Raw genomic sequence first — 26,174 nt, forward strand, 5'->3', positions numbered from 1 at the left:
ATTGAGACCTTTACATTTTTTAGAGTTCTATTTGTTTGATGTTAAACGGTTTTTAATTAAATTCACACTAAAACCTGTGCATATCAATGGTGTGTTTGAGTCCCAATCTCCGCACAGGATTTTAACCCAGGGCATGATTAATGAAGTCAATAAATAACCTGAGCCTAGCGGGCATATATTGGGTTTGTGCATATTGCATTAGTACACTTCCATGATGATTACTGGTTACCGTCCAATCGTCGAGAACTTGTACCACCTCGCCATGCTGCAGAGCGTTTTCAACAACAAAGTCATGGAATAAGCCTATACCTAAGTGATTCTTTACGCCATCAAACCTAAGTTGCGCTTGGTTTACGGCGTATCTTCCTTGAACAGTAACCGATTGTGATTGTTCTTCTTTGTGAAACGTCCAAATGTTGTCATGTTCCGTTTCGGCCAAATACAAACAGTTATGATGAATAAGATCGCTAGGGTGGCTAGGGTGACCGTGCTTCATCAAGTAAGGTTTTGAGGCACACAGTAATAAGCGGGTTTGACCCAGCTCTTTTAGTATTAACTGTTCATCTGGCAAATCCGTCAGTTTGAACGCAATATCAATACCTTGTTTATGAAAATCTACTGCGCCGTCAATGGCTCTTGCTTTGATCTGTATCTTTGGATATTTTTTTAGAAAATCAAGAATTAAAGGTTGTAATACCGACGATAAAAACGCCTCAGGAGCGGAAATTAGAATGCTTCCCTGCGCCTGAGTATGACTGGCTGACGACAACTCTACTGCTTGTTCTGCTGCTCCGAGCATTTTTGTGGCTTGGTCATAGACTTTTTGGCCTTCTTCTGTGATGCGAAGAGTACGGGTAGTACGCTCAATCAGTTTGACAGCAAGCGCCTTTTCTAGGCGGGTAATCGTTTTGGATACCGCTGAAGGAGTCATAGCTAACCTATTGGCTGCATTGGTAAAATTGCCTTGTTGAACCACTAGCGTATAAGTGGCTAAATCGGGTAACAGCGCCATCAGTTGAGTTGTTTTCATTATCTGTGCCTATTGTTCACAAATGATATTCCATTACTGGCATTATACTCGTATCGTCTTTCTACTAAAATCTCTTTACACTGTAAATTCGTAAAATATTTTCTCTTCATATAGTGATGTTTTGCGTTTAAGTTCCCCAGTCTATTGAAAGGATTATAGAGTCATGTCTTCAGCGTTTTATAAGCAAATTCAGCAACAAATCGAAGAAGTAAAAACGGAAGGCTTATACAAGTCTGAGCGTGTTATCACATCGCAACAACAAGCTTCCGTTTCTATCTCTACTGGCAAAGATGTACTGAACTTCTGTGCAAATAACTACTTAGGCCTAGCCAATCACCCTGAGCTTATTAAAGCGGCTCAAACAGGTATGGATGAATACGGCTTTGGTATGGCATCAGTACGCTTTATTTGTGGTACTCAGGACATTCACAAACAGCTTGAAGCAAAACTTTCTGCTTTCTTAGGAACAGAAGACACCATTCTTTATACTTCTTGCTTCGATGCAAACGCAGGATTATTTGAAACGATTTTAGGTAAAGAAGACGCGATTATTTCCGATGCACTTAACCACGCTTCTATTATTGATGGTGTGCGTTTATGTAAAGCAATGCGTTTTCGTTACTCAAATAACAACATGCAAGAGCTTGAGCAACAATTGATTGCCGCTGATGAAGCGGGTGCTCGCCATAAACTTATCGTAACTGATGGCGTTTTCTCAATGGATGGTGTGGTAGCTAATCTTCCAGCTATCTGTGACTTGGCAGACAAGTACAATGCATTAGTGATGGTGGATGATTCTCACGCTGTTGGCTTTATGGGTGAAACAGGTGCAGGTACTCACGATTACCACAATGTGATGGATCGCATCGATATCATTACTGGTACGCTGGGTAAAGCAATGGGGGGCGCTTCAGGCGGTTACACTTCTGGTAAGAAAGAAGTGATCGACTGGTTACGCCAACGCTCTCGTCCTTACTTGTTCTCAAACTCTGTGGCTCCGGCAATTGTATCTGCCTCACTGCGCGTACTGGATCTTCTACAAGAAAGTAGCGATATTCGTGCACACCTTTGGGATAACGCATCACATTTCCGCACTCGTATGGAAGAAGCGGGCTTCACTATGGGGGGCGCAGATCACGCTATCATCCCAATTATGCTTGGTGACGCAAAAGTGGCCGCAGAATTTGCGGAACGCGCTTTAGAAAAAGGCATTTACGTGGTTGGCTTCTCTTTCCCTGTAGTGCCAAAAGGCCAAGCGCGTATTCGTACTCAAATGTCTGCAGCACATACTCGTGAACAACTAGACCGCGCTATCGATGCCTTTATTGAGGTCGGTCATGACATGGGATTGATCAAGTAATGAAAATTAAAGCACTGTCAAAACTTAAGCCTGAAGAAGGCATTTGGATGAATGAAGTGGATATGCCAGAAATGGGGCATAACGACATTCTGATCAAAATTAAGAAAACCGCCATTTGTGGTACAGACGTACATATTTATAATTGGGATACTTGGTCGCAAAATACCATTCCCGTCCCTATGGTTGTCGGCCATGAATATGTGGGTGAAATTGTCGCCATTGGTCAAGAAGTCCGTGGATTTGAAGTGGGCGACCGCGTTTCAGGTGAAGGCCATATTACTTGTGGACATTGCCGCAACTGTCGTGGCGGTCGTACTCACCTTTGTCGTAATACGATAGGGGTTGGTGTGAACCGTACTGGTGCGTTTGCGGAGTACTTAGTGATCCCTGCGTTTAATGCATTCAAAATCCCAGATGGCATCTCTGATGATCTTGCCTCTATTTTTGACCCGTTTGGTAATGCAGTACATACCGCATTGTCATTTGATCTTGTTGGCGAAGACGTATTAATTACGGGCGCAGGCCCAATTGGTATTATGGCTGCCGCTGTTGCCAAGCATGTAGGGGCTCGTCATGTCGTGATTACAGATGTGAACGAATATCGTCTCGATCTTGCTCGTCAAATGGGCGTAACACGCGCGGTTAACGTGGCAAAAGAAAATTTAAAAGACGTTATGGCTGAGCTTAATATGACGGAAGGCTTTGATGTTGGCCTTGAAATGTCCGGCGTACAAGCAGCATTCAGCTCTATGCTAGAAACCATGAATCACGGTGGTCGCGTTGCACTGTTAGGTATTCCACCGTCAGACATGGGTATTGATTGGAACCAAGTGATCTTTAAAGGTTTAGTCATCAAAGGGATTTATGGTCGTGAGATGTTCGAGACATGGTATAAGATGGCAAGCTTGATTCAATCAGGCCTAGATCTAACGCCAATTATCACACATCACTTTAAAGTTGATGACTTCCAAAAAGGCTTTGACGCTATGCGTAGCGGGGCTTCTGGTAAAGTTATCCTTGATTGGGAATAACCTTCTTATTCAATAATGCACAAAACGGTGACTTAGGTTGCCGTTTTTTTATGGCGGTTAAAAGTTGTCAAACCGGATTTCTAGTCGTAATCGAATACTGGCTTGTTTCTCAAAGCTCTGATCGTGCTCTTTGTACCAGTTATATTCAGGGGAAATCTCATAGTAGAACCAGTCAAAAAAATAGTTATGCCGGTACGTTAGCCCAATTAATGTGTTATCAATATAGGTTCGCGGGGAGTCCGTTGCTGTTGTGCTAATGGTATAGTTGATAGCTTGAGTGGTTGAAAGGTAGTGAAATAGCACCCATCCTGTACCCATCTCCCAAATACTGTTATCGGCGTCTTGATCACGGTTGAATTCGGCAAAGGATGTCCAGCGCAGTAATAAGTTTTTCGATAGCGCTTGGTCGATATCAACTTGTGTAGATTCTCCGGTAAACTCTTTCTCTTGATAGACTTTTTGCGTTAGGCGGAACACCGTATTAACGGTAATGGGGTAGCTGAAACGATACCTTGCCTCTATTTTAGGTTGGAACGTGGTTTTGATGTTAAAACTGCTATACCCTTTGGCATAGAAGTCGTACCTAAGGCCTATAGTGTTTTGTATTTCCTCCTCTGTGCGTGGAAATAGATTAAACAGGTCATCCTCTCCCTCTGACTCAATAATCACTTTAAGGCGTTTAGTCACTTTAGGTAGATTAAACTTCGCATCAATTTTCGATTCGTATTTAAGGCCCTTATTTTCAAAATAGGTGAAGTCATTTTTCCAGCGAACAGAGGTGCCCGCTCGTGCATCTTCTGTTACACGCTCGTCGGCAAAAAAATCATCAAACCATACCGCTGGCTGGCAAAATTTAGTGTTTAGGAAGTGATAAGCACGAGAAATTGGCCTATTATCGGTTGACCTGCTTAGGCAGGTATCTTCACTAGATTCGGCCCAACACGGCAAGGAGAAACACGAAATTGCAAGGGCGCTAATAGTGGTGGTTTTGTGCAAACCGCTTCCTTTGGTTGTGAGCACGTTATTCTAGTATTGTCGATATTATGCTAAATGTCATGAAGTGTTTGTAAGGGTGATAAGCGGTGTTAGATAAAGAGAATATAGTCAAATTGGCACGAATGAAAATGCCATTTGGAAAATACGCAGGGCGTGTATTAATTGACCTTCCTGAAGAGTACCTACTGTGGTTTCAAAACAAAGCTCAATGGCCGTCCGGCGAGTTAGGGCAACTACTCCAATTATGTTTGGCATTAAAAGTGGAAGGGCTAGACTCTGTGGTGAAGCCACTGAAATAAAAGGGCTGCAATAAGTGCGATCGTAACAAGATTTGTTGGTGCGTTGATTTTTAAATAATGGCACTTATTAGGCTAATTCAAGTCTATAGTGAATAGGTATGTGAACATTTAAGGAAAGGTTATGAGTCAACCCTATGTACCCCCAGCAGTTTGGACCAATGACAGTAATGGCAACAATAAATGGGCCAACATAAATAGCCCCGAATCCGGTGCACGCTTTGAGCACGATTTGCCAGAAGGTCAGCATCCACTTCAGCTTTACTCTTTAGGTACACCTAATGGACAAAAAGTGACCATTATGCTGGAGGAGTTATTAGCGTTAGGCATTAAGGAAGCGGAATATGATGCTTACCTAATTAATATTGGTGAATCTGATCAGTTTTCATCGGGCTTTGTGGCGGTGAATCCTAATTCAAAAATCCCAGCGTTGGTCGATAAAAGTGGCGAAAAGCCGGTTAATGTGTTCGAGTCGGCATCTATATTGATGCACTTGGCGGAAAAATTCGCTCATTTTCTACCTCCGTCGGGCCCGCAAAGAACGCAGACATTGAATTGGCTATTTTGGGCTCAAGGTTCTGCGCCATTTTTGGGGGGAGGCTTTGGCCATTTTTATGCCTATGCCGATGAGAAACAAGAGTACCCGATTAATCGATTTGCCATGGAAGCAAAACGTCAACTGGATGTGTTAGATAAACAATTAGCGCAGAATGCATTTGTTTCTGGGGATAGTTTTACTATCGCAGATATGGCCATTTGGCCTTGGTATGGCAACCTAGTGCTGGGGAAACTCTACGATGCTGCGCAATTTTTGCAGGTTGAGTCGTATTCTCATGTGATGCGATGGGCAAAAATGATCGAACAAAGAGAAGGCGTACAACGAGGCCGTATCGTAAATCGCGCTTTTGGTGAAGTGTGGGAACAACTTCCCGAGCGACACTGTGCTGAAGATATTGATAAGATTTTGCAGTTGCGCCCTTAATGGCTATAAGCGGTAAATTCGTCCAACGGCATGCTTGTTGTGTAGAGTCTTGTTTGTAAGAGAAGTCATGCTGTGCTTTATTTCGCATGGCGTGAGTGTCGTTGCGCCGACAGGCATCAGTGCTGCGTCTTCCTAATAATTGAAAGATCATATGCAAGGAGTTGAGTTATAAATTAAGAGCATCTGATGTAATCTAGGCCGCAGTATATCAAGAGTGAAGGTGTTGGCTGTGAATGCACTGGGTATAGACTGCCTAGATTACGAGCAAATGAGCCTTTATCGCCATCAAAACGTTTGTATTGAGCTTGTATAAAGCTAGACTATGGCGCCGAAGGTATCTCCGTTAGTTAAGCGGGGATTTTTTGCTTTTAGATTGCAGTTATTCGCTATGAGATAGTGACAAAATATTTCAATTCCGCCTATTCGGTGTAGAATTCTTTTTATGGTGCATATAAGTCATTGCGACGTGATTCCCTTCATGGCGCTGTGTATGACACCCTTAAAGGCATGTAAGGAACAATGATGGTTATACCAGATAAAAGCAGCATAGTGATTTTTGGTGCTTCAGGTGACTTAACTTACCGTAAGTTAATTCCCGCTTTATATCGACTGTATCAAAGCGGTCAACTCCCAGAATCTTTTTATATTTTAGGTGTGAGCCGCACCGAGTATAGTGATGAATCTTATCGTGAAAAATTGAAAAAAGCGCTGCAAGAGTTCGAGCAAACAGAAGAGTCTGTATTAGCTGAATTTATCAGTCACCTTCACTATCAAGCGATTAATACCTCGGATGCCGCTGATTATGCCAAACTGGCGACACGTCAAGATGCACTAGCTGCGCACTATCAACTAGAGCAGCGTAACGTACTGTATTATCTTGCTACGCCGCCGAGCTTATATTCTGTTATTCCTGCAAGCCTTGCCGCTCATGGTTTAAATAAAGAAGATGATGGTTGGAAACGATTGATCGTGGAAAAACCGTTTGGTTATGACTTAGCCTCAGCAAGAAAATTGGATGAGCAAATTCATACTCATTTTGATGAAGAGCAGTTATACCGAATTGACCATTACCTTGGTAAAGAAACCGTGCAGAATTTGCTGGTATTTCGCTTTTCAAACATCATGTTTGAACCATTATGGAATCGAAACTTCATTAATTACGTCGAAATCACCGGTTCTGAATTTCTGGGTGTAGAGGAACGTGGTGGTTACTACGACGGCTCTGGTGCGGTGCGTGATATGTTCCAAAACCACTTGTTACAAGTGTTGGCAATGGTGGGGATGGAGTCACCGCCTCACATTAATGCCGACTCTATTCGTGATGAAGTGGTCAAGGTGTTAAAAAGCCTTAAACCGCTTGATGAACATGATTTGACGAATAACCTTATCCTTGGTCAATATACAGAATCTACTGTGCGAGGGGATTTCCTTCCTGGTTACCGAGAAGAGCAGGGTGTGGCAGCAGACTCTCGTACCGAAACCTATATAGGCTTAAAGGCGTACATTAATAACAGTCGCTGGAATGGTGTTCCGTTTTATGTTCGTACTGGTAAGCGTTTACCGACACGCGTAACCGAAGTGGTTATCCATTTCAAAGATACGCCACACCCAGTATTTGCACAGGATGCGCCAGAGAATAAACTTATCATCCGTATTCAGCCGGATGAAGGCATTCAAATTAGCTTTGGCTTAAAAGAGCCTGGAGCGGGTTTCCATGCTAAAGAAGTGAAAATGAACTTCCATTATAAGTCGTTAAATGAAGCTCATATGCTGACCGCTTATGAACGTTTACTGCTGGATGCTTTAAACGGTGATGCGACCTTATTTGCGCGTTCAGATGCTGTAGAAACGTGTTGGGAATACGTCCAACCAATATTGGATTTTAAAGAGCGCACTCAAGCACTATTTGGTTACGCTTGTGGTACATGGGGACCAAAAGAGGCGCATGCTCTTCTTGAGCGTGATGGTCGAGCGTGGCGTTTCCCATGTAAAAACTTAACTGATACGGACTATTGCGAATTATAATGAAGACGAAAATTTTCGATACACCTGCGCAGGTTGTTGAGCAGTTGGCCAAAGAGTTACAACAGTTCAGTGAACTTGACCGTGCCATTCATATCTCTTTATCTGGTGGTAGCACGCCTAAGATGCTGTTTAAATTATTGGCATCCGAGCCTTATGCAAATGCGATACAATGGCAAAACCTGCACTTTTGGTGGGGTGATGAGCGTTGTGTGGCACCGGATAACGCAGAAAGTAACTTTGGCGAGGCAAACGCATTGTTATTTACCCCTGTCGGCGTAGCTGAAGACAATATTCATCGCATTTTGGGTGAAAATGATCCACAACAAGAAGCGGTTCGCTTTGCTCGCGAGATGACGGATGTTATCCCAACACAAAATGGCGTACCTGTATTTGATTGGATCTTACTAGGGGTTGGGGCCGATGGTCACACGGCCTCTTTGTTCCCAGAGCAAACCAATTACAATGAAGAAAAACTGGCTATCGTTGCCTCTCACCCAGAATCGGGTCAGTTGCGTATTTCGAAGTCAGCAAAAGTGCTACAAGCGGCAAAGCGTATTAGCTATTTGGTGCTTGGCGCAGGAAAAACAGATATCGTAAATGAGATCTATCACACTCCAGCTGAAGAACTGCCATATCCGGCGGCAAAAATTCACTCTAATGTGGGTGAGACTGAATGGTTTTTAGACTCAGATGCAGCAAGCAAGATTGCTTAAGATAAGAATACTAGGAGAAATATAATGAAAGGTGATATTGGTGTAGTTGGACTCGCAGTTATGGGTCAAAACCTTATCTTAAACATGAACGATCATGGTTTTAAAGTTGTGGCACACAACCGTACAGCTGCTAAAGTTGATCAGTTCCTTGAAGGCCCAGCAAAAGGCACCAACATTGTTGGCGCATACTCGCTACAAGAGATGGTCGATAAACTAGAGTCACCACGTAAAGTGATGCTTATGGTACGTGCTGGTGACGTTGTTGATAACTTCATTGAGCAACTTATCCCGCTGCTAGATAAAGGTGACATCATCATTGATGGTGGTAACACTAACTACCCAGATACTAACCGTCGTGTTGCGTACTTACGCGAAAAAGGCATTAACTTCATCGGTACTGGTGTATCTGGTGGTGAAGAAGGCGCACGTTTTGGTCCATCTATCATGCCAGGTGGTTCTCCTGAAGCTTGGGATGCGGTTAAACCAATTCTCCAAGGCATCTCTGCTAAAACAGACAAAGGCGAGCCTTGCTGTGATTGGGTGGGTAACGATGGCGCAGGTCACTTCGTTAAAATGGTACACAATGGCATCGAATACGGTGACATGCAGCTTATCTGTGAAGCGTACCAATTTATGCAAGACGGTCTTAACATGTCTGCTGACGAAATGCAGGCCGTATTTGCTGATTGGAACACCACTGAGCTTGATAGCTACCTTGTAGAAATCACCGCGGATATCCTAAAATACCGTGATGAAGATGGCGCGCCATTAGTGGATAAAATCCTTGATACTGCTGGGCAAAAAGGTACCGGTAAATGGACGGGTATCAATGCTCTTGATCTTGGTATTCCACTGACTTTGATCTCTGAATCAGTATTCTCTCGCTGCCTATCTTCACTGAAAGATCAGCGTGTTGCAGCAGAAAAACTGTTTGGTAAGAAAGTAGAAAAAGTAACAGGTGATAAGCAAGAGTGGGTTGACGCACTTCGTCAAGCGCTACTGGCTTCAAAAATCATCTCTTACGCGCAAGGCTTTATGCTAATGCGCGAAGCATCTAACGAAAATGGCTGGGATCTTAACTATGGTAACGTAGCGCTAATGTGGCGTGGCGGTTGTATCATCCGTTCTGCATTCCTTGGTAACATCCGTGATGCATTCGATACTGATCCAGAAATTGCTTTCTTAGGTTCAGACCCTTACTTCAAAGCTATCCTAGAAAACTGTCTAGGTGCGTGGCGTAAAGTGGCGGCTAAGTCTCTAGAAGTGGGTATCCCAATGCCTTGTACGACTTCTGCGCTTTCATTCCTTGATGGTTACACAACAGCACGCCTGCCTGCGAACCTTCTACAAGCTCAACGTGACTACTTTGGTGCTCACACTTATGAGCGTATCGACCGTGAGCGTGGTGAATTCTTCCACACTAACTGGACTGGTACAGGCGGTGATACCGCATCAACAACTTACGACGTTTAATCGTTAACGGCTGTCTTATTTTGTAACTAAGACTGTGTAAAGTTGATTGGCAAAGGTGGCTTATTTGTAAGCCACCTTTTTTATTGGCGAATTTTCAATCGTAGTCATTTAAGAACAGGCTATCGGTGATCTTGTGGTCTATTCACATCCTTGAAATTGCTATATCATCAGTAAAAACAATCCATCGGTAATATAATATGACTAACTTTTACAGTGCTGCCGCAACTGAGCTATTAAGTCGCCGCGTACCAGGCACCAAAGCGCCACGCTTAGCAGAAGAAATCCGCCCAACAACGCTTGAACAAGCGCTACAAGTTCAAGCTGCAATGATTGAACAAAAGAACGGCGAAGTAGGGGGCTGGAAATGTCTAAACCCTCTAGCAGAAGACAAATACATAGTTGCACCTATCTTCACAGATAGCGTAGAGCGTGGCGAAACATGTCAGTTTTTTGCTGATAATGGCGTAGCGCGCATCGAACCTGAAATTGGTTTTACACTAGGTAAAAACCTACCGGCAAACCCTGAAGGTTATACTGAAGCACAAATTAACGATGCAATCGGTTCATGCCATATGGCACTAGAGCTCATGCAATCTCGTTTTGCCGAAGACAGCGACGCTGAGTTTTACGAAAAACTAGCAGATTGCATGGTAAACCAAGGCCTATACGTTGGCCCTGAAATCGATCGTGAAAAAGCGTTTGATGCGGCAAAAGTTAACGTAACCGTGACTCAAGACGGCAAGGTTCAAAACTTTGATGGCGTACATCCAAACCAATCAGCGCAAAGCCCAATCTACTGGCTAATCAACTTCATGACTCGTCGTGGCGTTGAGTTTAAAGCAGGCGAAACCATCATCACAGGCTCTTACTGTGGCATCGTAGAAGTAGAATTTGATAAGCCAACAACTATCAACTACGAAGGCATTGGCGAATACCAAGTGGTATTTAACGCTAAAGCATAAGTATTGATAACATGATAAGAGGCAGCAGAGCGTAACACCTGCTGCCTCTTTTCTATCCGCATCTTTAGTTTTAAACCAGTTTTAAACTAGCCACCCATTCTAATTCAACCACTTATCAGTACTATATTATCTACGATTAAATACAGGGATTTTAGTGCTATCCAATTATGCTAAAAAAATAGGAGAGTGTAGATTTAGCTACAAGATCTAGTTTATTAAGGGGGTATTTGAAGATTTTAGGCGTATTTATCTACTTTGATATACAAAGTGGATAATAAAAGGTTAAATTCAGATAAATCAGACTTAGCCACTACTCATATAGTGACAACATTTGGAAAAATGCCGTCGCTGTTTTTCTAGATGCTCACAATACAGAGATAACTCGCTCAATGTTCCAACTGGGCCATGAAATAGCGCACCGAAATTTGTAATGATTTTTAGCCAATTTTCATGAGGTAATGCCATGCGGCTGAGTATCTTCTCAGTATGTTTACTAATTGTACCTCGTTTATCATTTCTTATAATACGTCCAGTTTCATCTACAAGTTCGAGATAGTCTTTAAGAGAGAAAGCAATGCCTTTTAGCTGGTTTTGATGTTCATTACCAATGAAAGGAAGCAGGGATTTTGGTTGTTCACTGTTAATTGCAGCCTGAATACGTAGCTTAATACTGGTGTGTTCTGATTGAGTTAATGTCTTGGCCAGTTTAGACCTAATAGGGTTTAAATCTACATAAGCCATACAAGCAAGAAGCGCGGTATCATCCAGCAGAGCCTGGCATTTGAAACGACCTTCCCAAAATCGACCAGTGCAATTATCTTCTTGATTTGCTTGCCTAGCAATAGGTTCATTGAGGCAACGCATGAACCAACTGATGTCGCACAGTCGGCTTCGATAGGTGGCAATAGTGTGTTTTAACTTGGTGACTTCGTTGCCTTCAATTAATGCTCCTTTTACAAAACGATGAGTTAAATCATCCCCCTTGAATAATAAGTGCCATTGCTCTAATACTTCACGATCAGTCCATTGATTTGCGGTATCGACATCAATCCGTAAAATGACATGTAAGTGATTAGACATGATCGCAAATGCTGCAATGTCGATAGCGAATACGCTGTTAAGTTTCATCAATAAAGAGTCAACCCAACTGCGACGGTGATCGTAATTTTGGCCTGAATAAGGGTCATCTCCACATAGAAAGGCTCGCCGGACAACACGGCTACAACAGTGGTAGTAAGGGGTATCTTCAATACTTATTTGATTTCTTCTTGGGCTCGGCATAGTACTGTTTTAACATGGATGATAAATGTTAGTTTAGTCCAGCACTTCAAAACGTGCTATTAAGTATGGGTGTCTGATAAGTGAAAAGTGAAGCGATTGATGAATTATTTTGAATCTCTTTTTGCGGGTGTTTCGTTGGAGGAGCAGGTGAGGAATCCGAATATCATTGTGGGAAAGCACAGTTATTATTCTGGGTATTATCATAAGCATAGTTTTGATGAGTGTGCTCGTTATTTGGATCCATTGCGTGATGATGTGGATAAACTCATTATTGGCAGCTTTTGCTCTATCGGAACAGGGGCGGTATTTATGATGGCCGGAAATCAAGGTCATCGTAATGATTGGATAAGCACGTTTCCATTTTATTATCAGGATTTTCTTCAGTTTACAGATGCTAAGGATGCTTTTGTTCGCGCAGGGAATACGGTTATTGGTAATGATGTGTGGATTGGCAGTGAAGCCATGATTATGGCGGGGGTGACCATTGGTGATGGGGCGGTTATTGCCAGTCGCGCTGTGGTGACTAAAGATGTATTGCCTTATGAGGTCGTCGGCTCTAATCCGGCTAGACACATTAAATTTCGCTTTGCTGAATTACAGATTAAATTATTACTTGAAATGCGCTGGTGGGATTGGCCTGAAGAGCAACTTAAGCAAGCTATGATGCATTTATGCTCTAAGGATGTTGAAGGGCTTTATCAGTATTGGTTGTCAAACAAAAAGGCTGATTGGAATCTTGGCTAGCCTGTCGGTTGAACGCGTTGTTGTTTTAAAAGCTACTTAGGTTAGCTTACCGGTGATAAAGAGCCACAGATCATTACAATCATAACCGCTAACCTAAAAATGCAATGTACCCCTGAAGCACCACTAAATTGACAATGTCGATAAAGAAGGCGCCCACGATGGGAACCACCATAAAAGCTTGTGGTGATGGGCCGTAATGGTTGACCAGAGACCCCATATTCATTACTGCGGTAGGGGTGGCTCCCATACCAAACCCGCAATGCCCGCCCGTTATGATAGCCGCGTCGTAGTTACTGCCCATGACTCTAAAGGTGACATGATAGGCAAAGATAGCTAATACAACAGTTTGTACGGCTAGAATAACCAATAAGGGCATCGCCAAATCAAAAATTTCCCAAAGCTTTAAGCTCATTAATGCCATGGCTAAGAATAGTGATAGGGATACAGTGCCAATAATGTCTACGGTATCCGTATTAAACTTATAGATCCCGCTTACTTCGTATAGGTTAGTGAGGATCACCCCGAGAAAAAGCGCAAAAACAAAATCGGGAATGCCTTTTAACCAGCTAATGCCAAGGTCGGCAGTGAATGCTTTAATATAGGTAGCACCAACCACACAGATAAGCACCATAAATAGGGTTTCGATCATACGGCGAGGGGTGACTTTGTCCTCTTCGGTTTCATTATAGGTAACCACATCGGGAAAGGTATCATGGTGTTTTGAACCGTCACCGTATTGTGAAATGAGGTTATGTTTTTTTATGCGTCTCTGAGCAATAGGGCCACCGATTAAACCACCTACAATAAGCCCAAAAGTGGCTGACGCCATGGCAAACTCAAGAGTCTTTAATCCATAAAGTTCCTCAAAAGTGGCGGCCCAAGCAGCGCCTGTACCATGACCACCGGACAGTGTAATAGACCCCGCGACTAAACCCAGTAGTGGGTTTAAATCCAACATGCTGGCTAAACTCACTCCGATAGCATTTTGGATGACGATATAAATAGAAGCCACACCAAGAAAAACAAATACCTTTTTACCCCCTTTTAACAGCTGTGAATAACTGGCGGAAAGACCAACGGTGGTGAAAAACATCAGCATAAGTATTTTTTCTAGTGGCAGATTAAAATCTAAGTCAATGCCATTCACATGTAAAATGGTAATAATTATGGCAACAAACAACCCCCCTACAATGGGCTCAGGTACTTGATATTGCTTTAAAAAAGGTACGCGTCTATTGATAAACTGGCCAAGAAATAGCACAGAGATTGCGATAAGAAAAGACTCTAAGCTATCGATAGTGTAAGTCGTATTCATAGTGCGCCTTTGGAGTGATTCTCGTTTACATTGGCTTTGAGTATTGGGTAACTATAGCCGAAAAATTCAGGACTAAGATTTTTGATCCTGCCTATCATCAAGCAGTGCGGCTTGGTATTGCTTAGGTGTTAAGCCACTAAAGCGTTTGAACGCGCGTGAGAAATGAGAAATGTCCGCATAACCTAACTGAACAGAAACCTGGGTCAAACTTAAGTTTAAGCTCATCAACTCACAGGCTGTATTAAACATCAGGCTATTTTTAATGGTTCTAAATGCACTTTTTTCTTGGTGTAACTTTCTTTGTAATGTGCGACAACTCATTCCAAACAGCTTGGCAGCTAATTCAATATCTAAACGTTGTTCATGAATATAGGGCGCTAAAGCCGTGTAAACGGTATCGGTAAAAGTACTGTGCCAGATGATTTCTCGAGGTTTAGGCTCTGGGTAGGGTGTCTTGATCGTTTGGTCTAGAAAATCTAAATCGACACTGATTTTGGTGTGACTTTGAGAGAAGAGCAGTTGGATATCGCGGGGGATATTTTGAGCAAAGTCTTTATCTAGCCCTTGCTGTAATGAAACCATTTTGGGCTTCCAGTTATAATTATTAGTTAATGCTCGTACTAACTCTGTGGTGTAGAGAATATTGAAGACTTCTTGCCAGTCACGTATCTGTGTGTGCTTAAATGCTGAACAAAACCAAGCATTATGCTCACCTACCTCTAAGTATTGTGAGGCTGCAGGAATGGAATCGCGTATAAGTAGGTTGAACTTGGTTAACACTTCTCTAACGGTGAGTGCTTTGGGTAGTGTTTTTACAAAATCAGGGATGAGATGATCACGTATTACACTTGCGATGGCATTCGCAAAAGGAAGGATACCTTCTTTTTGATAGGTCTGACCTAAAATTGATATAGCACAGTCATTAAGAATCATATTGTTAGCATCAAACAACATACCACGGCTGATGTTGGCCTGTTGTAATGTCTTTGTGGTATCAAATCCTTGCTTTTCAAACTGCATAATAATCGCATTGACAATATCAGCACGAACTAACGGGATCGGCTGATGGGCAGAATGTTGAGTGGGATGTAAGTGATCTTCATTGTCCGCTAATGGCTTCAAAGCACTGGCTCTCATCTATAGTGGTAGAACATCGTTAGCAATATTTATTATCTTAGTTGGTTTTGTGTGACAGGTTGTTTTATTTGGTAATGAGTCGCCATCCATCAAGCCAACTCAATCAAAAAGAGGGCGAAATTAATAGATAAAAATAGAGTACGACACGTTATGTGAGCCAAGTCGCGTAATTTCGTTCTAGGGAAGAGTGTAAAGATCCTTAAATTCTCTATGCGCGTACTACACTTTGATTGACTCATACAAAAAGGAGATTAAGTCATGCGTCATTTTTTATATGCAACATTATTGGCCTGTTGCGGAAGTGCGGTTGCTGGAGAAAATGTTGTTTATGAAGTGGATGGAAATGCCTATCAAGGCTATTGGTCAAAAGTATCAGATACGGCGCCTTTGGTAATATTAGTTCATGATTGGGATGGCTTAACGGACTATGAAATAAAGCGTGCGGAAATGCTCAATGCACAAGGATATAATGTGTTTGCCGCCGACTTATTTGGTCAAGGTATTCGTCCAACGGAAGTAAAAGATAAAAAACAGCATACCGGTGAGCTATATAAAGATCGTGCCAAATTACAAAAGCTTATGGCAGAAAGCCAACGTCAAGGCGAGATGTTAAATGGTAATGGCGATAATACCGTGGTTATGGGGTATTGCTTTGGCGGTGCGGCCGTATTAGAAGCCGCTAGGGCGGGAGCCGATGCGAAAGCCTTTGTGACTTTCCACGGAGGATTATCAACCCCTAAAGGTCAAGACTACAAAATGACTAAAGCGCCAGTGGTGATTTTCCATGGTACGGCGGATACCGCAATTACGATGAAAGATTTTGCCATGTTGGCTGACGAATTAGAAAAAACCGGCATTAAACATGAAATGGTTTCTTATGGCGGTGCACCGCATGCCTTTACCGTCTTTGGTTCTGAGCGTTATCGAGAAGACGCCGATAAAAAGTCTTGGACCCGCTTTAGTGAGGTGCTAGCTGCGGTGACAAAATAACGTTATTTACACTCAAAGATGGCATACAGGTGGACGTATCTTTTTACCAAAGATCCGTCCTCTTGTTTTTTCAATGGATGCACGTGTGTTTTGTAGCAAGGAGACAAATTAAGAGCTTTCATTACATCATCTAACCTAGGGGCCGGTGAATGCTCTAGGAATATGGCTTGTTGTTCATATTCACTATTATTCTCTGGTAGTTGATTGTGCCACCAATGCAGTAACTGTTGGCTGGTACTAATGCGATTTAACCAGTGATCGCACACTAATACAACGCAATCGTTAGGTTGAATGGCATAAGCGTATTCAGCCCGCCAAACACTGAGCATTTGCACAAGGTGAGATTTAAACACCTTGTTGGCCGTTTTGATTGAATAGGGAAATAACCAAACGCTACCGTGATGTAATGTGATCCGTCGATAAACCGTATTCGCTATATTATCCTTTTTCTCTATTTCAACTCCGTTAGTTTCTGCGCTCAAGGCAAACTCTTTGGCGACTTTCAATAAGCGTCTTTCCACCATGGCTGTTAAATGATTGTTATTCATACCCCTATTGTGCACTGTGGGGTAGTGGTGTTGCGACAGAGATAAGCAGTCATTTTGCACCGCTTTTAACGTTTGAACAACAATGTCTTTTAACAAGGGTGAATCCAGATGAAGAAATGAGAGGTGGATGATATCAAATTAATTCTACTTATCTTTATAGGTAAATCACGAGTATGTTCAAAAATTTAAATTAAGTGAGTTATATTCACACACTCCTGCATAATTTTCCTTTACCAATACAATAATATTCTTGTAGCCTAGATGTTAGTAAAAAGATGCATATAAGTGAAGCAAATGAAGAGTGAAAGATTGATTCGCTATAATCTAACCGCACGCATTCTGCATTGGCTGTCGGCAATACTGATTGTGGGATTGTTTGGGCTAGGCTGGTGGATGGTGGATCTCAACTATTACCATAAATGGTATCAACTGGCGCCATTTTGGCATAAATCTGTTGGTTTGTTACTTATGTCCTTAACGGTGTTGCGCCTGCTGTGGAAATCATTAAAAGGCTCACCACCTGTTACTGGAACAGTGCTGGAAGTTAAGTTGGCCAAAGCTGCTCATCACCTCATGTATGTGCTGTTGTTCACGCTGTTTGTTTCTGGCTATTTGATCTCTACCGAAGACGGAAGAGGCATTTCAGTGTTTGGTTGGTTTGAGATCCCTGCAATTGGTAAGCTTTTTGAAGGGCAAGCGGATTTGTCCGGTGAGATTCACTTTTATGTGGCTTGCTCTTTAGTTGGGTTAGCTGTTATTCACGCTCTAGCGGCTATTAAGCATCATTTTATTGATCGAGATGACACATTACGCAAAATGACAGGAAGTTAAAAATGAAAAAACTAGCAACAATATTGGGTTTAGCCGTCGCTATAGCGATACCGTTTCAGGTCAGTGCTGCCGATTATGTAATTGATACTAAAGGAGCGCACGCTTCCATCAACTTTAAAGTAAGTCATTTAGGCTACAGCTTTATAAAAGGGCGCTTTAATCGATTTGACGGTGAGTTTAGCTACGATCCTGCAAATGTCAGCGCCTCAAAAGTGATGGTGAAGGTGGATACTACCAGTTTAGACTCCAATCATGCGGAACGAGATAAACACATTCGAAGTAGCGACTTTATTGACGCCTCTAAGTATAAACAAGCCACTTTTACCAGTACTAAAGTGACCGATAAAGGTGACGGCAAACTGGAAGTGATGGGGGAGTTAACCCTACATGGACAGACTAAACCTGTGATTATCGCCGCTGATTTTATTGGACAAGGAAAAGACCCGTGGGGTGGTGAACGGGTCGGATTTATGGGGACAACTCGTTTACAACTGGCCGATTTTAATATTCCAATCATGGGCGCATCAAGCTATGTAGACATGGAATTACACATCGAAGGTAAGAAAAAATAGCGACCCATGGTCATTAAGCCGCCCGTTAATGGATTGCTCTATTAACGGGCAGTAGGAGTGATATAAATAGAGGGTTAAGTATTGCCATTTGCCATACTGATAACACGCTTTAGTGTCCAACGGATCAGTAAGGGGACAGTGCCATCACCATGCACTTCACAGTATTCAACAATAGCCAGTGCCACATCCGGTTTAGCGTGTTTTTTTAAGGCTCGATTGATCACCTTCTTCGCTGGAATAGGATGGTCATAAGGGATTTTCACCATGTCACGAAAGAAGTACTCAAAGCCATTGTTATATAGGTAGTGTTCTATGTCTTTATCTGGCAATTCGGTGAGCCTATGCCGCTCTTGCTCTCCCTTTAACATGCCTCGCACGGAAGCGGCGTATTTTTTGCCTGCTGCATCCCCATCGGTGACCACGTGCCAGTCAATATCAAACGCACGGGCCACTTTTAAGAGCGATCTTAAGCCCGATTGGGCAAACTCCACAATTTGCACCCCTTCTGCGGCTAAATCATAGCCACATAATTTAGCCAGTTCGTTAAATAGCCATACCTCGGTTTCGCCTTCAACAAGAAGCCAGCAGCGGGCAAACAAAGCGCTAGAACGATGAAAGCGAATATGAAACCCCACCCGTCGTAACTCGTCTGCTGACAGCATTTCAGGGCGAATGTATTTTGCTTCGGTGCGATCAGATTTCCTCACTAAACGCTTAATGCTTCTTAATGGCACAGCGCCCAGCAATACAGCAGAGTTTGTGGTCAAGATTTTTTGCATCGGCATCATTTGTAACAGTGCCCAAGCGCGGGCTAAATGGGTAGGGTGCAGGCGTCCCTCGGGATCTTCCACTATCAACAGGGGGCGCGCGCAGCGTCTTAACTCTGTATTCCCTTTAGCTTGTAGGTAGTTGTTGAGTAGCCCCATCAGTAGTAGACGAGTTTGCTTATCTTGGGTTTGATCAACAAACTGTTTCAGCGACATTTTGCTGCCGGCGCTAGAGGTAAAGATACCGTCGCGACTGGCTCTGGGATCATGTCGTACATGGTTTTTGTAGGAGAAATAATGATCCACTAAATCGTGCATGGTTTTTACACTGCTTTTCATTTCTTCTTTACTGACCAAGCCTGGATGTGAGATCAGGCGCCGACACGTATTTTTGATTCTTTGTTCAATTTTAGAATTAGCAGGCATCGCTTGCTGGTCAATGCGTTGAAAGCGTCGCGAATCTCGCAGACGAATAACAGGATGTAGAACCATCAATTGTTGCGCTAATTTTTCACTGTGATGGAGCTTTTTGACCACGCCATTTCTATCTAAAAAGGCGTAATCAGTGGTGACTTTAGTGCCTTGTAAAGTGGCGCTTAACTGATAAATAATTTCTGAACGTTCATTGGAATAGTCATTCCAGATGGGTTTTATTTTTCGATAACGCCCAGAGCGAGGCTCATTGTTGGTGCTAGCACGAAATCGCAGAATAATTTGTAAATATTGCGTTTGGGGATGTGAGATAGCGTAATCCACATGAAAATCACGCATTTCAAATTGGTAGGGTTGTGCATTAGTAGGTAATGCCACTGATAAAGCATCCAGTAGTGAAGACTTCCCCCATGTATTTTCGCCAATGAGCGTTGTTAACTGCTCAAAAGGCAAGGAAAGGCGCTTGATTCCACGAAAGCCTGAGATCTCAATTTGCTCTAGTTGCATAGCCGATTCCCTTTTTCTTTCATTATAGAAAACAGAGCACACTTTCTCTGCGAAGCTTGGCAAGTTTCTAACTAATTGATAATTATTATGGTTCTAATCAATGTGAAGGGAATAGGCATCGAAACGCCATTTCAGTTAATCACAGCGATATTTTACAAATGGTACAAACTGAAATAATTCATTGGTTTGTCATAGTCGCGCGACTACAATAGCGTGGAATCTAGAGATGAATAAATGAATAAAAAAAGCAATAAAGTGACTAGAATACGCGTCGCTCACATTAATGATACACACTCTTACTTTGAGCCGACTACGGTGCAACTTTGTTTGAGTTTTAATCAGCAAACGGTATCTCCTTATGTGAGTGTCGGTGGCTTTGCACGCATAAAGACACGCTCGCAGCAATTAAGAGAGCAAGCCAAACAAGCGGGCCGAGAATTTTTATTCTTACATGCTGGAGATTGCTTTCAAGGCACACTGTATTTTTCGCTGTTTAAAGGTGAAGCCAATTCAAGGCTATTAAATTTATTAGGTCTTGATGCCATGACACTGGGCAATCATGAGTTGGATATGGGCAACGAGCCTGTGGCAACCTTTGTAAAAAATATCCAGTTTCCTTTACTGTGTGGTAACTGGGATTTATCCAATGAAGCTGCGGATAAGCCCCTTAAAATTGGCGATGCTAACAACGTATATTCCTATCAACCTCAGCGTCAATGCGCAAAATGGTGGGTGCATAATATCGCTCAGCAACGCATTGCTATTTTTGGCTTATCTATTGATAGAATGGCAGACATTGCCAATCCCGATTGTGATACTCCGTTTGTTAATGCATTGCAAACAGCCCGTAATACGCTGCAACAGATCAAGCAATCTGGCATCAATAAAGTCATATTACTGAGTCACTTAGGCTATGAGGCGGATATAAAGCTCGCCGAATCTGTGGATGGCATCAGCCTTATTGTTGGAGGACACTCACATGTGTTACAGGGTGACTTTTCCGATCTTGGTCTTGCCTCTAAAGATCATTATGGACGCCAAGTGAATGGTACTTATATTGTGCAGGCGGGTATGCATGCGCAGGCATTAGGTCATTGTGATATCGACTTTGATGAGCAAGGAAATATTGTGGCCTTTAACGGTCTTAACGAACTGTTGATCGGCAGAAGACTCTGTCTTGATGCCACCATGAGTGACAGTTCGTTAGATGGCCAGTATCAACAGGTGTTTGATCATTTAAATACCCACCCAAACGTTGTGCGCTGTAAAAAAGATCACGCACTGGATCATTTGCTTATGCAAACCTATAAACCCGCCGTGCATGCATTACAAACCAGTATGGTTGGCCATCTTCAAAGTGGCCTGCGACACGTTCGCATTCCTGATGAAAAGGGAGGCAGTGAAATCTGCTCTCTAGTGGCGGAGTCTTTTTATCATGCCATGCAACACCGTGGTCATAGGGTTGATTTTGCGATTCATAATGCAGGAGGCGTGCGTTGCTCACTAAACGCAGGCCCGATAAGTAAAGCCGATATTACCGGTAAGTTACTGCCGTTTGCAGTACCTATTGGTGTGTACGCTATAGCAGGGCGTTATATCAAAGACATTCTTGAAGGGGCTATTGATAATGCGATTGATAAAAGTGGCACAGGATCAGGAAGTTATCCGTACTGTTATCTATTAGATTATCAGGTGGTATTGACTGGGCCAAAGGGACACAGAGTCAAAAACCTAAAAGTGTACGATCAAAGGCAAGGGTGGTGCGAGATCCAACCTGATCAGATCTATTGGGGAACGTCATCGGCATACACAATGAAAGGAAAAGAAGGCTATTCATCCATACTCAATTGTGGAGATGATTGGTTAGTGACGGCAATGTCGATGGCCGACTGCTTTTTAGAGTTTGTTTCTCGCGATGATTTGCGTATTGAAAGCCAAATTAAATTAGGGCTAATCACATAAATACAATTAAAATTAATGTAATCAAAATGTTAAATTACCATGGTGACGATTTACCATCTCATACTTATGCACTCAGTGGTGCATATATGATAATTTATGCAAGCATTATGTTGGTTGATTTTCAGCCGTGTTGCCATGTTGTAAAATTAGAAAAACTAATGCGAAAATGAAAAATTCTTCGTTTTATTGTTAACAAATTATTGCCTATATTTGCCCCATAACTTATTGAAACTTACAGAATCTAAAGAGGCACTCATGGCGCAAGTAATGCACATTAACACCATAGCAGTACCAAGCTCTCAGGAAGCAAAGAGCTATTCTATTGATTTCAAAGGATTGATGATGCACCTTGTCGACATATTGTTCGGCAAAGGGCAGCCAAGTAAAACTTACTACGCGCGTGATCTTTCTGATCATATGCAAAAAGATTTGGGGATGATGCGCTAGTTGGTATTCATTTACTGCAGATTATCGAAAGCTCTACTTATATAAGTAGGGCTTTTTTTATGTTACAAGCTAAATAGAATGTTTGGTCATTGTGTTAATGAATCAAGCAAGTAGCTAGTCACTGAGTAAGCGCTCCATAAATCCCACATTCTAATCACCTAGCACGAATATTAAGATCCAGTCTCCAGTCAAGAGGAGATTTGAAATAGTAAACGACGTACCAAGCAAGAATGACAAACATTTATCGAGCCATCTGAATCGAGTTCATTGTCACGACTGGCATTTTGTAAGCACAATGAACGCAACCCCTCTACATTTTATGCTAAGCGCCAGCAATTGAATAAGACTGACGCATCTCAAGGCTTTGTTCGGGCTGAAGTCATCGTGAACAGAACAAAGTATCAAGCTCAAATAGCCACCGCGAATAGGGCTCTTCTCGTCAATGTTGTTGAGCTGAGTATTTCGCAAGGTACGCCAGCGGCCTATCTTGCAGAGTTCATGGGAGCATTGTCATTAAAGGTATGCTCAGCGCCTCAGAGATTTCCCTATATGGAGAAAGCGTCGATTTGAGAAAGTTCATCAACGCCCTTGCTGCGATTATCGAAAGTGACACCGACTTACTATTAGGAAGTGGCGCACTGTTCCTGTTCCTGTTCACCAATAAACAGCGCGATAAAATCAAAGAATTGTATTGGGATAAAACAGGCTTCGCCCTTTGGTATAAACGCCTTGGAAAAGCCAAGTATAAGTGGCCTGCAAAAGAGAAAAATGACTGGAAACAAGCGCGTCAATCTCTACTTGAGCAACGTAAACTTGCCTTTGGCCGTCAGTTTGCAAAACGCTCGGGTATGCTAAACTAGCATATGAATTAATGGATTAAAGTTATTGCTAATGATGCCAACAAGAAGCACTAAAACTGCGTTAGTTATCTTACTTACGATGCTATGCTTAACGGCGTGCAACAGTGAGGGTGATAGTGGTAGCGGGGGAGAAGGCGTTGATCCTGAAATACCGACAAGCCCAGAAAGCCCCCCTGAAGCTAGCCCATCACCAGTACTCAATTTACCTGAGACTCATTTTAATTACTCCAATATTGAGCTTCCTGAACATTATTTGGTGAACGATTTTCCAGCGGGCTTTCAGTTTCAGCGCGCTGCGATCGATATGGATAATCAGCCGGATCACAATTTCACTACAGATTCGGGAGCAACGTTGGGTAGAGTGTTGTTTTACGATATAAAATTGTCGGCTAATGGAACCGTTTCGTGTGCTTCCTGCCACATCCAAGAAAATGGCTTTTCCGATCCTAAAGTATTAAGTGTGGGTTTTGAAGGTGGTGAAACCAGAAGACACTCTATGGGGTTAACAAATGCCACATTTTACTCTTCAGGTAAATTCTTCTGGGATGAAAGGGCGGATTCATTAGAAGAACAAGTGTTAATGCCTTTTCAAGATCCTGTGGAAATGGGATTAGTGTTAGCTGAGTTAGAAGAGATTGTCAGAAATCAGGATTATTACCCTGTATTGTTTGAAGATGCCTTTGGCGATTCGACGATTTCAAGTGACAGAATCTCACGAGCTTTAGCCCAGTTTATCAGGAGCATGGTCAGTACTACGGCAAAGTATGATCTTGCAAGGCAAGATGTAAGCTCACCAATAAGAGATTTTCCTCAATTTACCGAGCAGGAAAATTTAGGTAAATCGCTATTTTTCTTACCGCAAGAGACTCGAAATGGTGACATGGTCAATTGCGCTGGATGTCATATATCCGAAGCATTTGTTGGCGTTGTTCCACTCGAAAATGAGGAATTAGCAACAACTATTGCCACAAATAATGGGCTTGATCTGGTATCAACTGATGATTTAGGTGTTGCTGAAACAACTCAACTAAGAAAGGATGAAGGTAAATTTAAAGTCCCATCTTTGCGTAATATTTCAGTTAGAGCGCCCTATATGCATGATGGCCGGTTTGCCAATTTGGATGAGGTGATTGAACACTACAGTACCGGTATCCAAAAGCATGAAAATTTATTGAGCCCACTTTTAGGCAGTAATGATGAGCCTATTCGATTTGATTTTACAGATGAAGAGAAGCTAGCATTAATCGCATTCTTCGATACGCTTACCGATCAAAGCATGTTAAGTGATGAAAAATACAGTAATCCTTTCGTGGAACAATAAAATTGGCATGTGACAGTATTTCTAATTTTCACTGTTAATGGGTATAGGGTAAAACAAAAGGCTTAGTCGCAGACTAAGCCTTTATAGTATCTGGTTAGCAACAACGTATGCGTCCCATGATCCCTCGGGGCGATATTGTTAGTGTTTGAAGTTCCAAGGTAGGAGTGCATCGATATTAGGTTCAGCTTTCGCTAGCTCCTGCATGCATTTGACCAGATAGTCGTACAAGATAAGACCATTTGCTTTGGCCAGTTCTTCCTACCAATGACCAGCGGTTTAATTGCGCGTTCAGCACGGTTATTGTCTATCGATAAGTGACCATCATCGATATAGCGAATAAGCTTCGGCCATTGACCGAGCGTGTATTTTATCGCTTTACCCAGTGAGCTAGACCCTACAACTTGTTGAGTCGTCATCCACTCATACAACTCATCCAGTATCGGCTTGGCATGCTGCTGACGTTCTGCTTTTCGTTTCTGGGCAGACATTCCTTTTAAGCGAGATTCTATCCCATAAAGCTTCTGGATTTTGACCAGCGCTTTATCCGCTTTGCCTGATTTACCTTTGCCTTGAAGCTTCTTCGCATCTATGAACTTACGCCGTGCATGCGCCAAGCAACCAACATTGGTTACTTGGTGAAGACCATCATAGGCTCCATAACCATCGGTTTGCAGATAACCACTAAAATCCCCCAAGAAGGCAACAGGAAGTGGAACGAACTTCTCACTGACTTGGATAACCCATCTTGCCATCGTAGTTCGCGATAGTTCGATTCCCGATTGAGTAAACAAGGATTCTTGGCGATATAGTGGCATTGCGTATTGGTATTTACCAAGGATGATATTGGCCAATAAACTTTCTGTCGCGAAGCTTTTAGGGATAATGCTCTGCGGTGCTGGCTTTTGAACGATGCGGTTGTTGTCTTCAGTTTGCTCGCACTGACGACAAGCATATTTAGGACGAACGTATTCCAGTACTTAGAAATTAAGCAAATATTAACTTAAAGCCTCAAAGTTTACGACAGAACCAAAATTTGTATTACAATGTAATCAACGTAATACAAGGAGGCTTACCATGCCATCTATGTCAGTCAGAATCCCCGAAGATATCGAACAAAAACTAACACTACTTGCAGAGTCCACGGGGCGAACAAAGTCATGGATTACCAACCAAGCAATTCAAGATTACCTAGTTCGTGAGCTTTGGCAGATTAATGAAATCAAAGACGCTCTGAATGAAGCTGATTCTGGACAATTTGCCAATAAGGAAGAAGTGCAGGATGTATTCTCTAAGTGGGGTGTGAATGCAGATTAAGTGGCTGAGGAAAGCCTTAGTCAATCTAGAGCAGTCCGCGGAGTATCTACACGAACACAACCCACTATCATCACGTGAATTTGTTCAAGAGGTCTATGACTTAACAAACCTCCTAAAAACAAATCCCGCTATGGGGCGCACAGGCCGAGTGTTTGGAACAAGAGAGCTTGTCCTAAATAAGTATCCATATCTCATACCTTATCGAGTCAAAGATAACTGTATTGAGATTTTAAGAGTATTCCCTACTCGAATGTCTCAACCTGAATTTTAGTAGTAAT

General features: G+C 42.5%; 25 protein-coding genes and 2 pseudogenes. 19 read left to right on the top strand and 8 right to left on the bottom strand.

The window, feature by feature from the left end:
• Positions 1 to 121: 121 nt before the first annotated feature.
• Positions 122 to 1,030 carry a LysR family transcriptional regulator gene (locus OCU56_RS13385; RefSeq protein WP_261875248.1) on the bottom strand — a complete coding sequence of 303 codons (909 nt, stop codon included), beginning with the start codon at positions 1,028 to 1,030 and terminating at the stop codon, positions 122 to 124.
• Positions 1,031 to 1,193: 163 nt separating this feature from the next.
• Between OCU56_RS13385 and OCU56_RS13390 the strand changes: the two genes are divergently transcribed.
• Complete coding sequence (locus OCU56_RS13390; protein ID WP_261875249.1) at positions 1,194 to 2,390, top strand: glycine C-acetyltransferase; 1,197 nt, start codon at positions 1,194 to 1,196, stop codon at positions 2,388 to 2,390.
• On the top strand, positions 2,390 to 3,421 hold the full coding sequence (tdh, locus tag OCU56_RS13395) for an L-threonine 3-dehydrogenase (RefSeq protein WP_261875250.1): 1,032 nt from the start codon (positions 2,390 to 2,392) through the stop codon (positions 3,419 to 3,421). Before OCU56_RS13390 ends, tdh begins: the two co-directional genes overlap by 1 nt.
• 57 nt (positions 3,422 to 3,478) lie before the next feature.
• Here the strand turns inward: tdh and OCU56_RS13400 are convergent, their stop codons facing one another.
• Positions 3,479 to 4,417 (bottom strand): hypothetical protein, encoded by a 939-nt coding sequence (locus OCU56_RS13400; RefSeq protein ID WP_261875251.1) that lies wholly within the window; start codon positions 4,415 to 4,417, stop codon positions 3,479 to 3,481.
• Positions 4,418 to 4,503: 86 nt separating this feature from the next.
• On the opposite strand from OCU56_RS13400, the gene OCU56_RS13405 reads away from it, so the two are divergent.
• The 6 genes from OCU56_RS13405 to OCU56_RS13430 all read left to right on the top strand — a co-directional run bounded on the left by OCU56_RS13405 (position 4,504) and on the right by OCU56_RS13430 (position 10,868).
• Positions 4,504 to 4,716: a DUF3820 family protein gene (locus OCU56_RS13405; RefSeq protein WP_261875252.1), complete on the top strand. Its 213-nt coding sequence runs from the start codon at positions 4,504 to 4,506 to the stop codon at positions 4,714 to 4,716.
• 121 nt (positions 4,717 to 4,837) lie between these two features.
• A complete protein-coding gene (gene yghU, locus OCU56_RS13410; RefSeq protein WP_261875253.1) occupies positions 4,838 to 5,695 on the top strand; it encodes a glutathione-dependent disulfide-bond oxidoreductase in 858 nt (285 codons plus the stop codon).
• Between the two features lie 522 nt (positions 5,696 to 6,217).
• Positions 6,218 to 7,720 (top strand): glucose-6-phosphate dehydrogenase, encoded by a 1,503-nt coding sequence (zwf, locus tag OCU56_RS13415; protein ID WP_261875607.1) that lies wholly within the window; start codon positions 6,218 to 6,220, stop codon positions 7,718 to 7,720.
• Complete coding sequence (gene pgl, locus OCU56_RS13420; RefSeq protein WP_261875608.1) at positions 7,717 to 8,433, top strand: 6-phosphogluconolactonase; 717 nt, start codon at positions 7,717 to 7,719, stop codon at positions 8,431 to 8,433. Before zwf ends, pgl begins: the two co-directional genes overlap by 4 nt.
• A gap of 24 nt (positions 8,434 to 8,457) precedes the next feature.
• Positions 8,458 to 9,906 carry a decarboxylating NADP(+)-dependent phosphogluconate dehydrogenase gene (gnd, locus tag OCU56_RS13425; RefSeq protein WP_068699535.1) on the top strand — a complete coding sequence of 483 codons (1,449 nt, stop codon included), beginning with the start codon at positions 8,458 to 8,460 and terminating at the stop codon, positions 9,904 to 9,906.
• A 197-nt stretch (positions 9,907 to 10,103) separates the two neighbouring features.
• Complete coding sequence (locus OCU56_RS13430) at positions 10,104 to 10,868, top strand: hydratase (RefSeq protein WP_261875254.1); 765 nt, start codon at positions 10,104 to 10,106, stop codon at positions 10,866 to 10,868.
• Positions 10,869 to 11,171: 303 nt separating this feature from the next.
• Here OCU56_RS13430 and OCU56_RS13435 read toward each other — a convergent pair whose 3' ends face one another.
• Positions 11,172 to 12,149, bottom strand: coding sequence for a transposase (locus OCU56_RS13435; RefSeq protein WP_261875255.1), 978 nt, complete (start codon positions 12,147 to 12,149; stop codon positions 11,172 to 11,174).
• A 96-nt stretch (positions 12,150 to 12,245) separates the two neighbouring features.
• On the opposite strand from OCU56_RS13435, the gene catB reads away from it, so the two are divergent.
• On the top strand, positions 12,246 to 12,893 hold the full coding sequence (gene catB / locus OCU56_RS13440; RefSeq protein ID WP_390904875.1) for a type B chloramphenicol O-acetyltransferase: 648 nt from the start codon (positions 12,246 to 12,248) through the stop codon (positions 12,891 to 12,893).
• A gap of 88 nt (positions 12,894 to 12,981) precedes the next feature.
• On the opposite strand, the gene gltS is transcribed toward catB, so the two are convergent.
• Together gltS and OCU56_RS13450 are read right to left on the bottom strand one after the other, a co-directional pair.
• A complete protein-coding gene (gene gltS, locus OCU56_RS13445) occupies positions 12,982 to 14,208 on the bottom strand; it encodes a sodium/glutamate symporter (RefSeq protein WP_261875257.1) in 1,227 nt (408 codons plus the stop codon).
• A gap of 72 nt (positions 14,209 to 14,280) precedes the next feature.
• Positions 14,281 to 15,330 (bottom strand): helix-turn-helix transcriptional regulator, encoded by a 1,050-nt coding sequence (locus OCU56_RS13450; protein ID WP_261875258.1) that lies wholly within the window; start codon positions 15,328 to 15,330, stop codon positions 14,281 to 14,283.
• Positions 15,331 to 15,603: 273 nt separating this feature from the next.
• On the opposite strand from OCU56_RS13450, the gene OCU56_RS13455 reads away from it, so the two are divergent.
• Positions 15,604 to 16,335 (top strand): dienelactone hydrolase family protein, encoded by a 732-nt coding sequence (locus OCU56_RS13455; RefSeq protein WP_261875259.1) that lies wholly within the window; start codon positions 15,604 to 15,606, stop codon positions 16,333 to 16,335.
• A 2-nt stretch (positions 16,336 to 16,337) separates the two neighbouring features.
• Here the strand turns inward: OCU56_RS13455 and OCU56_RS13460 are convergent, their stop codons facing one another.
• A complete protein-coding gene (locus OCU56_RS13460) occupies positions 16,338 to 16,979 on the bottom strand; it encodes a hypothetical protein (RefSeq protein ID WP_261875260.1) in 642 nt (213 codons plus the stop codon).
• Positions 16,980 to 17,177: 198 nt separating this feature from the next.
• Here OCU56_RS13460 and OCU56_RS13465 point away from each other — a divergent pair, with 198 nt between their 5' ends.
• Together OCU56_RS13465 and OCU56_RS13470 are read left to right on the top strand one after the other, a co-directional pair.
• Positions 17,178 to 17,714, top strand: a complete 537-nt coding sequence (locus OCU56_RS13465; protein ID WP_261875261.1) for a cytochrome b — start codon at positions 17,178 to 17,180, stop codon at positions 17,712 to 17,714.
• A gap of 2 nt (positions 17,715 to 17,716) precedes the next feature.
• The gene (locus OCU56_RS13470; protein ID WP_261875262.1) at positions 17,717 to 18,286 is read left to right on the top strand and encodes a YceI family protein; all 570 of its coding nucleotides are present in this window, start codon (positions 17,717 to 17,719) and stop codon (positions 18,284 to 18,286) included.
• 74 nt (positions 18,287 to 18,360) lie between these two features.
• Here OCU56_RS13470 and OCU56_RS13475 read toward each other — a convergent pair whose 3' ends face one another.
• A complete protein-coding gene (locus OCU56_RS13475) occupies positions 18,361 to 19,992 on the bottom strand; it encodes an ATP-dependent endonuclease (RefSeq protein ID WP_261875263.1) in 1,632 nt (543 codons plus the stop codon).
• 234 nt (positions 19,993 to 20,226) lie between these two features.
• Between OCU56_RS13475 and OCU56_RS13480 the strand changes: the two genes are divergently transcribed.
• From OCU56_RS13480 to OCU56_RS13500, 5 genes and pseudogenes are all read left to right on the top strand, one after another.
• Positions 20,227 to 21,954, top strand: coding sequence for a bifunctional metallophosphatase/5'-nucleotidase (locus OCU56_RS13480; RefSeq protein ID WP_261875264.1), 1,728 nt, complete (start codon positions 20,227 to 20,229; stop codon positions 21,952 to 21,954).
• Between the two features lie 255 nt (positions 21,955 to 22,209).
• Positions 22,210 to 22,401 (top strand): hypothetical protein, encoded by a 192-nt coding sequence (locus OCU56_RS13485; protein WP_261875265.1) that lies wholly within the window; start codon positions 22,210 to 22,212, stop codon positions 22,399 to 22,401.
• 243 nt (positions 22,402 to 22,644) lie between these two features.
• A complete protein-coding gene (locus OCU56_RS13490) occupies positions 22,645 to 22,971 on the top strand; it encodes an IS66 family insertion sequence element accessory protein TnpB (protein WP_261875609.1) in 327 nt (108 codons plus the stop codon).
• Positions 22,923 to 23,120 (top strand): annotated as a pseudogene (tnpB, locus tag OCU56_RS13495) (IS66 family insertion sequence element accessory protein TnpB); the annotation flags it as partial. The gene OCU56_RS13490 and the pseudogene tnpB, both read left to right, overlap by 49 nt.
• Positions 23,121 to 23,292: 172 nt before the next feature.
• Positions 23,293 to 24,582, top strand: a complete 1,290-nt coding sequence (locus tag OCU56_RS13500; RefSeq protein ID WP_261875266.1) for a cytochrome-c peroxidase — start codon at positions 23,293 to 23,295, stop codon at positions 24,580 to 24,582.
• A gap of 138 nt (positions 24,583 to 24,720) precedes the next feature.
• Here the strand turns inward: OCU56_RS13500 and tnpC are convergent.
• A pseudogene (gene tnpC, locus OCU56_RS13505) lies at positions 24,721 to 25,559 on the bottom strand (IS66 family transposase); the annotation flags it as partial.
• A 97-nt stretch (positions 25,560 to 25,656) separates the two neighbouring features.
• On the opposite strand from tnpC, the gene OCU56_RS13510 reads away from it, so the two are divergent.
• Positions 25,657 to 25,896 carry a CopG family ribbon-helix-helix protein gene (locus OCU56_RS13510; RefSeq protein WP_261875267.1) on the top strand — a complete coding sequence of 80 codons (240 nt, stop codon included), beginning with the start codon at positions 25,657 to 25,659 and terminating at the stop codon, positions 25,894 to 25,896.
• Positions 25,886 to 26,167 (top strand): type II toxin-antitoxin system RelE/ParE family toxin, encoded by a 282-nt coding sequence (locus tag OCU56_RS13515; RefSeq protein WP_261875268.1) that lies wholly within the window; start codon positions 25,886 to 25,888, stop codon positions 26,165 to 26,167. The genes OCU56_RS13510 and OCU56_RS13515 overlap by 11 nt, the downstream gene beginning before the upstream one ends.
• Positions 26,168 to 26,174: the final 7 nt, after the last annotated feature.

This window comes from Vibrio rarus (assembly GCF_024347075.1).
GTDB classification, from domain to species: domain Bacteria; phylum Pseudomonadota; class Gammaproteobacteria; order Enterobacterales; family Vibrionaceae; genus Vibrio; species Vibrio rarus.